This is a genomic window from Comamonas fluminis, assembly GCF_019186805.1.
GTDB lineage: Bacteria > Pseudomonadota > Gammaproteobacteria > Burkholderiales > Burkholderiaceae_C > Comamonas > Comamonas fluminis.
This window is the reverse complement of sequence record NZ_CP066783.1, coordinates 826,592-840,231: the sequence shown is the minus strand read 5'-3', so window position 1 is coordinate 840,231 and position 13,640 is coordinate 826,592. Positions and strand designations below refer to the sequence as shown.

General features: G+C 58.7%; 9 protein-coding genes. 1 reads left to right on the top strand and 8 read right to left on the bottom strand.

The features are described from left to right. Positions 1–18: 18 nt before the first annotated feature. From JDW18_RS04160 to JDW18_RS04125, 8 genes are all read right to left on the bottom strand, one after another. A complete protein-coding gene (locus JDW18_RS04160; RefSeq protein WP_059401741.1) occupies positions 19–1,578 on the bottom strand; it encodes a hypothetical protein in 1,560 nt (519 codons plus the stop codon). Further along, entirely contained in the window at positions 1,571–6,433 is a 4,863-nt protein-coding gene (locus JDW18_RS04155; RefSeq protein ID WP_218242481.1) for an AAA domain-containing protein, read from the bottom strand. The genes JDW18_RS04160 and JDW18_RS04155 overlap by 8 nt, the downstream gene beginning before the upstream one ends. 83 nt (positions 6,434–6,516) lie before the next feature. Next, entirely contained in the window at positions 6,517–7,050 is a 534-nt protein-coding gene (locus JDW18_RS04150; RefSeq protein ID WP_059401739.1) for a DUF6036 family nucleotidyltransferase, read from the bottom strand. Beyond that, positions 7,047–7,745, bottom strand: a complete 699-nt coding sequence (locus tag JDW18_RS04145) for a helix-turn-helix transcriptional regulator (RefSeq protein ID WP_218242480.1) — start codon at positions 7,743–7,745, stop codon at positions 7,047–7,049. Before JDW18_RS04145 ends, JDW18_RS04150 begins: the two co-directional genes overlap by 4 nt. Positions 7,746–7,888: 143 nt before the next feature. Further along, positions 7,889–8,545, bottom strand: a complete 657-nt coding sequence (locus JDW18_RS04140; RefSeq protein ID WP_013721481.1) for a nucleotidyl transferase AbiEii/AbiGii toxin family protein — start codon at positions 8,543–8,545, stop codon at positions 7,889–7,891. Next, positions 8,542–9,033, bottom strand: coding sequence for a helix-turn-helix domain-containing protein (locus JDW18_RS04135; protein WP_013721480.1), 492 nt, complete (start codon positions 9,031–9,033; stop codon positions 8,542–8,544). Before JDW18_RS04135 ends, JDW18_RS04140 begins: the two co-directional genes overlap by 4 nt. A 346-nt stretch (positions 9,034–9,379) precedes the next feature. Beyond that, positions 9,380–10,363 (bottom strand): IS5 family transposase, encoded by a 984-nt coding sequence (locus tag JDW18_RS04130; RefSeq protein ID WP_218242479.1) that lies wholly within the window; start codon positions 10,361–10,363, stop codon positions 9,380–9,382. A 167-nt stretch (positions 10,364–10,530) separates the two neighbouring features. Then, on the bottom strand, positions 10,531–11,622 hold the full coding sequence (locus JDW18_RS04125; protein ID WP_013721479.1) for a site-specific integrase: 1,092 nt from the start codon (positions 11,620–11,622) through the stop codon (positions 10,531–10,533). A 252-nt stretch (positions 11,623–11,874) separates the two neighbouring features. Here JDW18_RS04125 and pilB point away from each other — a divergent pair, with 252 nt between their 5' ends. Then, positions 11,875–13,617 (top strand): type IV-A pilus assembly ATPase PilB, encoded by a 1,743-nt coding sequence (pilB, locus tag JDW18_RS04120; RefSeq protein ID WP_218242478.1) that lies wholly within the window; start codon positions 11,875–11,877, stop codon positions 13,615–13,617. Positions 13,618–13,640: the final 23 nt, after the last annotated feature.

The following is a 13,640-nucleotide window of genomic DNA, read 5'->3' as shown; positions in this document are numbered from 1 at the left end:
AAACGCAGAAACCATCACTTAATCCACCACAAAGTCGTCAAGGTATAAAAAATCCGAAGCTAATGCCGCCGTGTATTTCAGTTTCCTGTCTTCGCCGTCCTTGCCTGAGCCACGCCAGACGCGATGAAGCGCGTTCGCTCCAGCGTTGCGCGCAAGTTTCGAAAGGCGATGAAGTGCCTTCGGAGAGTGCGTACCAAATCCTATTGGTACGCTCAGCACATCCATCGAAGGCACCTTCCATTGGTACATCGCCGCGCCGTACACACCAGGCAAAACCATCGTCTCGAATCGCTCGAACCTCGCAATCGACGGTCCGAGGTAAACTTTACTAAAGCCAGCATCCAAGAGAAGATTGCCTCTTTTGCGTATGCGTTCGACCGGTTCGTCTTGAGGCGCAGGGGCAATTCCCACAACCTCAACTGGCTCGCCCCATACCTTGGCAATGGTAGCGCTCAGCCTCTCGATGAATCGGCGCACAAGCTCAGTACGCCCCCACAAGTCCGTTTCGGGAATCACCCAGAGCATTTCAAGCGGGTAGCTCGTGTCGGCAGTGGCTGCCCTCTTGAAGTGGTCGGCTGCGGCGGAGAGAGCCTCGACCAAACGATCCTGGTTCTTCGGCATATAGAGGGCGCCGAGCAGAGCGCGACTCTGCTTATCGTCATAGACCTCACCGTCCGCTCCACCATGGACCTCTCGTACATAGCGCTGGAAGTCGAAGTCCAGAGGCTTGCGCAAGACCAGCTTGTGCCCGGATTGAATGACAGAGCTCGCCGACTTCCCGTCGGCTCTGCTAACAGGCAGGTATCGCAACAGGAGCGCGTCCTCGAAGAAGTCCACGAACCCCTTGAAGTAGTCGCTGTGCGCCTTGAGGCTACCGATACGATCTGCCGTGAGTCGCCGAACCCGCGAACGCAGTTCGTCAGGAAGGAGATCAAGTTGCGTGTCAACATCGAACTCAACGTTCCCATCGAGATCCACCTCGAAGTGAACCGGGAGCGGGACATTGAAAGGCCGCCCGGACGTGACGTTATCCACCTTGTAGCAGGAGAACGCCCGCCGCCATTCTTCGTCTTGCTGAAAACGCTCGATGTCGAGAAAGTGCTGATGGAAGGCTGCCTCCGCGCGCTCGACGGTTTGACCATGCGCCTCGTCGTTCGATGCCCATTCGAGTTCGAGTGCGTTGTCCCAATACGTTCCAGATAGCGCCTTCGGGATGGGCGTGTACGAGAGAAGCTCGAAGACCGGCCTGCTCTGGCGTTCAACGATCCTGGTGAACCTCGGCAGGTCATCGCTAGAACCAACAAAGCGGCCCTCAGCATAGGATGTGAGGGAGTACCGACCGCCAGACTCTTCGACGAGGCCCTCGCTGCGCAGCAGGTCGATGAGGTCGATGGTCTGGTTGCTACTGAGACCGAAGTACTCCTGCATGGCATTGATTTCAAGCGGCCCAGTGAGATGCAGTAGCCGAACGGCGAAGTCCGTCATTATGGGAACCTGTCGTTCGATCGAGACATGGCAACGCACGTGAAACTGCTGCGCCGGAATGGCGACCGCAACGGTGTTGAAGCGCTCACGCATGGGCAACGCTCCGCTTTAAATCTTGCGAAGGTACGAAAGCCGCGTTGTCGCTGGCAGCGAGTTTCCTAATTTCCTCTAGCACGCTGTGCATGGGTGACCTTGGATGCGACTGCCACATCGCCGATGAACTGACCACGATGAGTCGATCCTTCGCTCTTGACATTGCGACGTTGATACGCTCGGGGTCAGAGAGGAAGCCGATTGTCCTTGAAGTGTCGTTGCGTACCACGGACAAGATGATGATTCGATTTTCCTTGCCTTGATAGCTATCAACCGTGCCCACGCTGTACAGGTCGCGGATGTCTGCAGCCCAGTCAGCCTGCTCCAGCTTACGTCGAACAAGGTCTCGCTGCGCGGCATACATGGCAATGATCCCGATTGGTGGGTGCGTATCTCCATCCAATTCACGAACACGCCGGAGGAAGTCGCCTGACTTGGCAATGCTCCTAACGATGTCAACGACTGCCACGGCTTCGGCTTCGTTCTCCAGTGCGCCTTCATGCGTTCCCGCACTGCGGTGGAAGGCGCTGCGCGCCTGATCGCTGGTGTCCACCCAAACGACCTGCTTAGCCAGATAGCCAGGCAGTTCATCGTACTCGGGGCCGGGCGCGTCTCTGCCGACCTCCAGAGCATTCTTGTAGAAGCAGTGCGATACGACTTGATTGATTGCAGAAGCCATGCGGTATTGACGCAAGAGCGTGCGGCCAACTGCCTTACCATAGTTCGACGAGAACGCCCTCTGAAAGTTGTTCATCCGGCGGAACTCCCCGCGCGAAATACCCAGCATCTGCGCAGCGTTCTCTTCCACCGCAACGGGATAAGTTGGTGGCAATTGCAGATGATCTCCAACCATGAGCACTCGCTTTCCAGCCTGCATCGCGACGACGAGTTCCATAGGAGACGCCCGTGCAGCCTCGTCCACGATGACCCAGTCATAGGCCAGATCCACAATGCCCAGCGCGTGCTTGCCAACCCCGACGCACGTACCGGCAACCACGCTGGCGCTACGTGTCAGGAAAGCAGTGAAATTCGAACGCGGATTACGTAGGACTTGGGAGAATTCGGTGGATAGCCTTGCAATCTGACCGAGCCGTAAGCACTTTGCAGGACTCGGCGAATCATGCAGAGTGGCCAAATCGGCCAACTCGGCTTCTAGGACGGCCCCCAGATCATCGGTCGATGCGAGTTCAATGCCGAATCGTGCCGAGGCAATCTCAACGAACACTTCGCGCAGGCGCTGTATGTGGGTCGAAGATGCCTCCGAACCATCCTCATTGTTGTTTTGCGCTCGCTCAATGTAGCAAATGCGCTCTAGCAGAGTCCCGAGGCTCGTGTGCATCTCGACTGCGGCTCGGACGTACTCTTGCGGCAGGCCCATCGCGTAGCCCACGGTGCGCACGCGCTGCTTCAACTCAGCGTCGAAGGCCTCGCGGTAGCGTTGTCGAAGCGCATCCTCTTGAATGTGCCTCAGCTGCGGTGAAACCATCGACGGCAACCCAATGCGGACCATCGTGTCGTTCATACCGCTTTTGATGCTTAGATCAACCACCTTCTCCATCGCGTTGTTGACGGCTTCGTGCGACTGGCTGACCAACAAAACGTTGCTGGCCAAGCCGCGCGAAAGAACGAGATTCACGAAGGACGCTATGAATTTCGTCTTGCCAGTGCCCGGTGGCCCCTGGAGCAGTGACACCGGACCGAACGAGATGGCAGTGCGCAGCGCCTCGGCCTGCTGGTCATTCAACTCGTACTTGGACAAATCTCCCAAGTCTGCGACCTCCGCTCGGTATGGCATCAGTTCCGTGCCGGGATCAAAGTAATCAACGATTCGGGGAATGAGTGCGCCACCCGCCAGAACCCGGTTCATGGCGGCCACTCGGCGCTCCGATGCCGATCGCTCCAATGCGCCGCGCAGAAACAGCGATATACCTTCCTTGGGACCAAAGCGAAGACTCGTCTGCTGAACACGAATGACATCCTTGCCAATGTCTGGCGCGACGATACCAACTGTGTACCAGCGATCGCCGCCGTCAATCGGGTCGTGGCCGCGTTCGAGCAGTTCGATGCGCTCGTCCTCGGAGAAGTCAAGAACACCGCCATCGAGGTCGAAGGGAATGAGCCAGCTGCCGCTTCCTTCTGGAACTTGCCGCGCACCAGCTCGAACAGTAATGGATGCGCCGTTCATGTCGTCGGTGCTGGCCAAAGCGCTCCAGAGTTCACCTGTAGTGATGCTCCTGGAGTCATCTGTACGCGTTGCACCTTGGGCATAGGGATCGATAGTCGGTCGGCGCCACCCGGCGTCTTGGACGCCACTTTCTGGCAGGCTGTCGATGTACAGCTCATACAAGTCTTCGCCCAACGCCGTGGCATCGGCTGTGTCGTGCCATGCGACGTGAATTTTCGCGCGCAATACAAAGCTACGACGCTTGTACGCGCTCACGAACTCCTGATGGCCAATCTCCTTCAATGTCGCATGCACAGCAATTTTTCTTGTCAAATCGAACTTGATGAATAGCTGCTGCCTTACACCTGTCACGATGAACCGTTGCTCGCCTGCATACTCATCGCGAACGACACCGATTGAGAACTCGCCGTTATTGCTGTCCAAGTCCAGAGGTGGCGAAACATCGCGGCCACGACGTCTAAGTAAGACCAAATACGTTGGTGCCGTATCGATCCGGGGTGATAGTTCACCCTTCAGCGTCTCGGCCAAGAGTTCGACCGGAGGCAATGCGTCTCCAAGCTCGAACGCACGTTCGGCATCTCTACGGGTGTTCGGAAATTCGTCCGTGAGCAGATCGAGACCAATTTGCGTAACGGCATAGAGGTCGCGATGCTGCGGCGAGGCTGATTCCAAAACGGGTGGCACACTGCCGACTGTCAGCCCCTCGTCGCCGTCGGCGCTAAGGTCCGGTACGTCGAGCAGGATGGCGCGTTCGTCCTCACTTTCGCTAGCCATGGCAATGACAATGTTGTCGGCCTTCAAGTCCCCATGGCTCAAGCCCAACGCGTGCAATCGGCATACTGCGTTAAAGAGGGACAAGGCTACGACCGCGCGCCGACGTGCGCTGGGCTCTGTCCCCAACCATGTCGCCAGGGTGCTGCCCTCTACCCAACGGGTGACCAAGATCAGGCCGAACTGCCCCATGCCAAAATCCAGGACATCCGGAGCGGCATCGAAACCAGATTGACGCAACGATCTCGCTTGTTGTAGGAATCCAAGGAGCCGCAAGTTGCGGGCTCCGTACTTGGGGTCGTACTTCAGATTCGTCCAGCACTTCACCAAGACCTTGACTCCGTCGCGCTCGGACAGGTAAACCATCTTGCCGCAGCCCGACGAGATTTGTTCCTTCATCGGCAAAGTGAACGGACTAGCCTCGGTGCGGTACGCATCGAAATCGGACTCGGATACTGTGGGACCACTCTCGACCGCAAAGCAGTCATTTAGGGCATCCAACGCCTCGACGGCCGACCGGAACCGCGCCGATGGCTCCCAGTCCATTGCACGCTCGTACCATTGGGCGAGGGCTGGTAATTGAAGCGGCAGCTTGGCGTCGTAGAGCGGAACGCGATTGACCCGCTCTAACTCCTTGCGTTCCAGCATCTCGTACACCAGCACGCCGAGCAGGAAAACATCGCGGGCGAATGGATCGCTGGACGACTTCCGCTCATCAGCACCGTCGTCTTCAGGGAGGTCGATGGAGCCAGTCTCCAACTCGAACCGATGTACGCCGACAGTCAAGGTCTCGGGGACGCGAGCGGCAGCGAATGTCGAAAGGATCACGCGAGCCGGTTCCATGACCCACAGGGTTTTCTTCGTGATGTCCCGGTGGGCGATGCCCAGCGTGTGTAGTTTTGCGAATCGGGCCAGGATGCTCAGTGCCAGCGCACGCCGCTCCTCAAGCGCCATGTTCGGTTGACGCGAGAGATGCTCCGCAAGCCGCTCGATGCTTCCGGGTAATCGGTATGCCTCGACGAAATTGGTGGTGACATCATCGACAGTGGCGGGCGCCACTGGCTCCAGCAAGTCCGCATGCAGTTCTGGCGCCTGCACGCGCAGCATTTCGTTCAAGCGCAGTTCGCGCAGCCCGATGGTTTGTCGCTCCACGGACGTGGTGCCACCGCCAGCCAACTCCTGGAAGTTCCACTTGCGCAGCAGTGCTTTGGAACCACGATTTTCTCGGTGCTCAGCACGGAATTCAGTCCAGATTTTCTTCGGGTGGTCGTAGTCTGCGGTTGTGTCCGCCTGCTCGAAGCCGTGCAGAACCATGCGGCGCTCAAGAATACCCTCGCTCTGGTTGGAGAAGATTCGCTCGTACTTCTGGCGATCGGGCAATGGATCTTTCGACCGATATGGCTGTCCCACAGGGGTATCGGGAAATTTCGCCTTGTAGCGGACAGGGTCTGAGGCCGCGTGGCAGAAGTCGGCCAGCGTCATGACAAAGCGCCTCTCCTCATCCGGAAAACGCACGAGCCGACATTGCGGGTGGCACAGAACAACGACATTCTCGATGAAGGGCACCGTCAATGCGGAGTTCTTGTCCTTGATAAACCCCTTGAGAACGCGTGCCTTGTTGTCGTTGACTTCTACTGGCGACTTCTTTGGCGTTCCCTTGTGAATCCACTGTCCTGCCGAGTATTCGATGTCGCCGGCCCAGTTCTTCAACTCGACGACAAGAATGCGGTTGTAAGTAAGGATCAAGAGATCCACATCCAAAGGGAGCTTCGATCCTCTGGCGAGCAGCCTAAACGCTGCGAAACCCATCCAGTCGCGGGGGAGACTGCGCTCCAACTCGCGCAACGCGCCTTGCTCTACTTCAAGAACGCCCTGGGCGCTCAGATAGTGAATTCGCACTCTTCTTGACTCCCTTTCCAATCGTGCAACTATAGAGGCAACAACTACGCGAGATGGAATTTGAACTTCGCCTGTGGAGCGATTCAGGTGGCACTCTTTGCCCACCGACGCATCGTCGCCCGCAACGTCTGCTGCGCCTTGGCATTCAGGGGCATGTGGCCCACGAGCACCAAGGCGGCTTCCAGGCTCACGTAGCCGTACTGCAGCAGCGCAATGCAGAACTCCCGATCCTTCTCCCGCGCAGCCACAGCCTTGGCGAGGAAGAGGTCGAGAACATCCAGACAGTACCCAATGCGATCCTGAGTATTGCGGTTCTGGATGCGATGCACCCGTTGCATCCAGTCTGCGGGCAAGCAAGCCGTCTCCGGCCCGACGCCTTGCGCGTAGTAGCCGTAGGTTTCGTGGAACTGCGAGCCTTCGCCGATGGCCCCGTCGATCTTGTCGGCCAGCTCCGGCGTCAGCAAGGGATAGATATCGGCCTCCATGGACACCGTGAACACATCCTCGGGCCGGGGCACCGCGCCCAGGATGGATTGGCTGCCGACGATGACAAATTCGTACTGGTCGGTGATGTCACCGCTGGCACGGATGATGTGCTCCAACTCCTCTCGGGTCATAGCTGATCCTCGGGTGCATCTCCCATCTCGTCTCCCATCTCGTCGCCCATCTCGACACCCTTCCGGAGTTCGCCCACCTGCCGCAGGATGGCCTGACGGGTCTCGGGCGGCAGGATCGTGACCAGCGGTGATGCCTGGCGCAGCTGCTGCGCGCGGCGGGTGCGGGCCAACACCTTGCGCCAGGCGCCCGCCTTCAGGATGTCCTCCCACTCACGCCACAAGGCTGCAGAGCGAACATCTCCAGTAGCCAGCCAGCGCTGGAGCGTGTCCTTTGCCTGCTGAACCTGAGCAGGGTCGGCCTTGGCCAGCCGCACGGCTTCTTCATGCAGGGCCAGGCTTTGCAAGTCCTGCAGCTGGTGCCTGGTTGGGTCGGCGCGCACGCGCACATGCACCACGGGCGCGGGATGCCGGGAACGTGCGGCGGCGGAGCCCGCAGGCGCCGGTTGCAAGACATCGCCTGCCAGCAACGCCAGATCGCCACCAACGCCCAAAATGGACATGACGCGCAGGTAGGTGCCGATGGATGGTGCGGGGTCGCCCGACTCGACCGCGCGCAGGGTGTTGCGCGTCATGCCTGCGCGCGCCGCAAGCTCTACCGTGCCCAGGCGCTGGGTCTTGCGCAGGCGCTTGAGACGGTCGCCAAGCTGCAGAAGCAGTTGGCGTTCAAGGAGGACATGCGATTCATGAGAACTCATTTGATCATTAATTTAACCAATTTCCATTTTTTGGTCAAATTATTGATCATTTTTTTATACGCTTCACGAACCTCTACAACAACCCTGCATCCCCATCCCACTGTCGGCAAGGTCGGCTTGGTTTGGCTGCGCCACCTGAACCGCTACAGGCTGTCCAGGAATCCACCCGCCACGGCCACGCAGTGGTCGAAGCTGGGTGTGTAATCCAGCGTAGCGATAGCGCCAAACGCAGCCTGCAGACTGGCATGCGGCTGCCGAATCTGAGTCAGGAAGGCACTCCGATGGCGCAACAAGAATGGCTTTGCCACCAAAAGCTGCTGCGGCTCTCGCTCGATCACCAACGCCAAATCAAACAGGTCACGTGCAGTGGCACGGTCGCCACGGTGATACATCTTCTTGGCAATGATCTCTGCAGCCGTTTCCACTTTGACGGCGCGGCCTCCGATGTCCCAGGTATCCCAGGCGTCATCGAGCAGATTGGGGGCGGATACGAAGTCCACCTCACCCTCTTCGAACTGGAGCTTGACGAACATGCCCGGCTGTTCCGTGTAGTCCTCGGTCATATCCGCCGCCGTATCGCTCAGCCGTGGGGTGACAAAGCCCAGGTACTGCGGATCAGGCACAAAAATGTCGATGTCCTTGCTGAGCCGGTGGCGGTAGCGGAACATCAACACGGTTCCACCGCCCAAGGTCCAGAACGGGTTCGCTATGCCGCCGTACCTGCTGATGTCGTCGATCAACGCCAACGCACGCGGAAACAGGCTCTGCCAAGCCCCGCTGGGCAGCGAATCGACTTTCATGCCCACAGCGCCCGACGGTGAACAGATAGCGACTGCGCGAGTTTTGCGACGTTGCGCCAGACCTGCCGAGGCGGCAGGTGCGCATGCGCTGCGGCCTCTTCCACCGCCATCACAACGGTGGGCACCGGTGCCTCATCGAGCAGATGGGTCAGGTGTGGTGCGAACGAAGGCGGTACATCGCCACCGGCCAGGACTTGCTCCAGCACCTCGGGGGCAAGTTCATCCGCATAGCTGACACTGGCCGTCTTGGCCGCCATCCACAAGCCGCGCTTTTTGCGCCGCGCCTGGGTATCCGGCTGGGCGCTATCCAGCCCCAGCACCGCCATGACCTGTCCAACACGATTGACACCCAAATCACTCAAGGTGCCGTTTTCCAGCCCAACCAAGGTCTGGCGCGACAGGCCGCTTAGGTGTGCCAGTTGCGCCTGGGTCAGTCCCAACTCGGCGCGTCGGGCGCCCACGACATGGCCAATTTCGATCAGGTTCATGGTTGGCGGTGAATTTGAGAATGTCTGAAATATTTTACATATTAGACCGTGGCACGCTTGCGGACAATTGAGCCTGACCTGCCCCAGCCAACCCGCAGACTTTTCCACCGAAACTGCAAGCGCTACCAGCAAAAACTATAGGAAATCTATAGGAACACCCTATAGGTATAGACAAGGGGTGATCTATCGAACCAACAAGGGGCGATCTAAGGAAGATCTGCATAACACCCGCCGCAGCGTGAGTTGATGCACTCGATTTCGGATGGCGACGATTTCAGGCTTGCATGGTCGGTTTGAAGGCCGATTTCGCCCCGATTCACGGCTCTCTGGCCGCATTTGGACGCACTCATCCCCGCATCTCCTGCAGCAACGTGCGCCGCACCATCCACAGGTTGGACAGCGCAAACAGCGTGTGCAATTGCGCCGTGTTCTTGGCCAGTCCGCGGTAACGCACCTTCACATGCCCAAACTGGCGCTTGATCACCCGGAACGGGTGTTCAACCTTGGCCCGGATGCTCGCCTTGGCCCGCTCCAGCTGATCCAGGATCGCACCCATCGGCGTGCTCTTGTCCAGCACCTTGCGCTTGCCCGGCCGCATGGCCACGTGCCAGTTGACGTTGATCTCTTGCGTTTCATCGCGCTTGCCCACGCCCTGGTAGCCCGCGTCGGCAAAGACGTCGGTTTCCGCTCCGTGCACCAACGCATGGGCCTGCGTCACGTCGTTGACGTTGGCCGCCGTGCCCACCACGGTGTGCACCAGACCCGAGTCGGCATCGACACCAATGTGCGCCTTCATGCCGAAATGCCACTGGTTGCCCTTCTTGGTCTGGTGCATCTCGGGGTCGCGTTCGCCGCTGCTGTTCTTGGTCGAACTCGGTGCGGCGATCAGCGTGGCATCGACCACCGTGCCGCTCTTCAAGAGCAGACCCTTGGCTGCCAGCGTGGCGTTGACGGTGGCCAGGATCTGCGAGCTCAGGTTGTGAGCTTCGAGCAGGTGGCGAAACCGAAGAATGGTGCTCTCGTCGGGCAGGTTGTCTTCCCCGGCATCCAGCCCCACGAACTCACGGAACAGCGCCATGTCGTACAGCGCCTCTTCCATGGCCGGGTCCGAGAGGTTGAACCACTGCTGCAGGAAGTGAATGCGCAGCATGGTCTCCACGGCAAACGGTGGGCGTCCGCCCTTGGCGCCAGGAGTGGGTGCGTGTGGCGCGATCAGCGACACCAGCTCCGCCCAGGGCACCACCAGGTTCATCTCGTCCAGGAACTCGCGCTTGCGAGTCCTCTTGGTCTTGCGCTCGAATCCGCTCCCACCCAGGCTCATTTGCTTCATGTCGTCAATGTCTCACATCGCGCCAGCACGGCCGAGGTTGTGCAGACCTTCCCTAACGAACCCTGCCCCAGAACCCAATCAGGGGCGATGTATCGAGCCATCAAGGGGCGATGTAACGAGGACAACCCGTGCAGAACACAGCCTTGTCCACAGTCCAGGCGGCCTATCTACCCCAGCTTTTTCGCGAGGTCTTCGGCACGGGGGTGGTAGTAACGCTTGAGCATGCGCAAGTCCTTGTGACCGGTCACGGCGGACAGCTCCAGGACGTTGCTCAGCTTTTCCGACAAGCGCGATGCAGCTTCGTGGCGGGTGTCATGGAAATGGACATCCTCCAGAAAGCCACGAACAGGGCGTTTACTGGCTGCTCGGCAGTCTTCCTTGTACTGCTGCTGGGCACGTTCCAGGGCGCGCTTGAATCCTTTGCGCAGCGCCATTGCTGTCGTCTGGAACACCGGCCCCTCATGGGCATTGTTTGCACCAGCCAAGCCCTGTAACTCCTGCAGGATCGCCACAGCCTTGCGCGACAAGGGCACCATACGCGAATCGCCATTCTTGGTGTCGGGCAGGAAGGCCGTCTGCCTGTCCAGATTCACACACTCCCAACGCAATGACAACAGCTCCCCTCGGCGCATGGCCGTCTCCACGGCCAGCTCCACCAGAGGCTGCAGCCACGGGTTGCGAGCCCCCTTGCTGAACGTACCATCGGACAGACGCTCACCGCCCGTCAAAGCGGCGAGCAGGTACACCATCTCTTCATCCGAGAAGCGCCTGTCCCTGGCTTTGGCCTTCTCCGGTCGCCGCACCAAGGGGATGGGGTTTTCGATATGAATGCCCCACTCACGCCGCGCGTGGTTGATCGCCGCCGACAGAATGTCGATCTCACGGTTGACCGTTGCCCCGCTGACCTGCTTGAGGCGGCGGTCACGCCAGGCGGCGACAATCGAACTGCTCAAGGCTGAAGTCTTGATCTGGGTAAGGGCGGCATCCCTGAGCAAGAGCTTGATCTTGGTGGACTCCATCACTGCGGATTTCTTCTGCGGCGTGACTTCCTTCTCATACCGTAAAAGGATGTCGGCCAAGGTGTTGCGCTCGGCCTCCCGGCGGTCGATGAAACCGGTCGTCTCCAGCTCGCGCTCCATCGCCCGAACCCAGCGTTCGGCGTCCTCTTTGTAGGAGAAGGTTCGTGACTGCGCAGGGAAGCCACGGCGTCTGACCTTGGCCTGCCACTGCAGCTCTCCGCGTTTTGTAATAGTGCCCACCGGCCCGTGTCCCCGAAGTGTCCCAAATAATGGGTTTCATCGTACAACACATTGATTTTATTGGCAATAAATAGGCGTTCGGGACGTAGAGGCCGGAGGTTCGAATCCTCTCACCCCGACCATGTCGGGATTCCCCAGTTTATTGAGCCAATGCAAGAGCGTTGCATTGATGCCAGTCATAGGCCTTGCACGCATGTGATTGACATGTAAGGAATGGTAGGATCAACCTTCTTTTCTTACGAAGATTGATCAATGGCTGCTGCCGATTCGCTGCCCAAAAACCCTCCAGCTCCTATCGCTATTCCCGGCCTGGGACGTGCGCTGATCTCGGCTGGCAAGGTCTCTCAGCAGGCAGCGGAGGCTGCTGCCAAAAAAGCAGCAGGCAGCAAAACCCCTTTCATCTCGGAACTGAGCCAGTCCGGCGAAATCAGCGCATTGGAGATTGCCGAGACAATCTCCACCATGTTCAGCACACCGCTGCTGGACCTCAATGCGGTTGACACCACGCAGCTCCCCCGCGAGCTGCTGGACCCCAAGATCAGCAGCACCTACCGTGTTCTGGCCCTGAGCAAACGGGGCAATCGCATCACTGTTGCCACTGCCGACCCCACCCAGCAGGAAGTCGCCGAACAAATCAAGTTCACGACGCAGATGTTTGTGGACTGGGTGGTTGTTGAGGCCGACAAGCTTCACAAGCTACTTGAGCACACCGGCAAAAGTGTCAGCGAGTCTCTGGAGACTTACTCCAGCTCGGGCGACTTCGACTTTGACGATGTCAAGATTGAAGATGCACCTGACGAAAAAGACAACGCCATTGGTGCCGAGGTTGAAGACGCTCCCGTCGTCAAGTTTCTGCACAAGATGCTGCTTGATGCATTCAATATGCGTGCTTCGGACTTGCACTTCGAGCCGTACGAACACAATTACCGAGTCCGCTTTCGTATCGACGGCGAATTGCGTGAAATTGCCTCGCCACCCATTGCCATCAAGGACAAGCTGGCTTCGCGCATCAAGGTGATCTCGCGCCTGGATATTTCGGAAAAACGCATTCCCCAAGACGGACGCATGAAGCTCAAGGTGGGACCAGATCGCGTCATCGACTTCCGTGTCAGCACCTTGCCCACGCTGTTTGGCGAAAAGATCGTGATCCGTATTCTGGATCCCAGCTCCGCCAAGATGGGCATTGATGCGCTGGGCTACGAGCCCGAGGAAAAAGAGCGCCTCCTCTCCGCCATCAAGCGCCCCTACGGCATGATTCTGGTCACCGGCCCCACAGGGTCGGGCAAGACCGTGTCGCTCTATACCTGTCTGAATCTGCTCAATCAGCCAGGCGTGAACATTGCCACCGCAGAAGACCCCTCCGAAATCAACATGCCTGGCGTTAACCAGGTCAATGTGAACGAGAAGGCAGGTCTGACTTTTGCCGCGGCACTCAAATCCTTTCTGCGCCAGGATCCGGACATCATCATGGTTGGTGAAATTCGCGACCTGGAAACGGCCGACATCTCCATCAAGGCCGCGCAGACTGGTCACTTGGTGCTATCAACACTGCACACCAACGATGCACCCACCACGCTGACCCGGATGCGCAATATGGGCATCGCCCCCTTCAATATTGCCTCCAGCGTGATTTTGATTACCGCCCAGCGCCTGGCACGCCGCCTGTGTGCGCAGTGCAAGCAGCCTGCCGACATTCCGCATGAGGCCTTGCTGGATGCCGGATACAGCGAAGAGGAAGTCGATGGCAGCTGGGTCAGCTACAAGCCCGTGGGCTGCGCTGCCTGCAACAATGGCTATAAAGGGCGAGTCGGCATCTACCAGGTCATGCCTATCAGCGAGGAAATTCAGCGCATCATCTTGCGCGATGGCAGCGCAATGGATATTGCTGCACAGGCCAAGCTGGAAGGCGTGCGCTCCTTGCGTGGGTCTGGCCTGCACAAAGTAAAGCTGGGCCTGACCTCGCTTGAAGAAGTGCTGGCCGTGACCAACGAGTAAAACAGAGAATCAGTGAGGGAATG

Bases quoted from the DNA above. Each gene is read 5' to 3' on its own strand.
- JDW18_RS04160 (WP_059401741.1), bottom strand. From the start codon at position 1,578: ATGCGTGAGCGCTTCAACACCGTTGCGGTCGCCATTCCGGCGCAGCAG.
- JDW18_RS04150 (WP_059401739.1), bottom strand. From the start codon at position 7,050: ATGACCCGAGAGGAGTTGGAGCACATCATCCGTGCCAGCGGTGACATC.
- JDW18_RS04145 (WP_218242480.1), bottom strand. From the start codon at position 7,745: ATGAGTTCTCATGAATCGCATGTCCTCCTTGAACGCCAACTGCTTCTG.
- JDW18_RS04140 (WP_013721481.1), bottom strand. From the start codon at position 8,545: ATGAAAGTCGATTCGCTGCCCAGCGGGGCTTGGCAGAGCCTGTTTCCG.
- JDW18_RS04135 (WP_013721480.1), bottom strand. From the start codon at position 9,033: ATGAACCTGATCGAAATTGGCCATGTCGTGGGCGCCCGACGCGCCGAG.
- JDW18_RS04130 (WP_218242479.1), bottom strand. From the start codon at position 10,363: ATGAAGCAAATGAGCCTGGGTGGGAGCGGATTCGAGCGCAAGACCAAG.
- pilB (WP_218242478.1), top strand. From the start codon at position 11,875: ATGGCTGCTGCCGATTCGCTGCCCAAAAACCCTCCAGCTCCTATCGCT.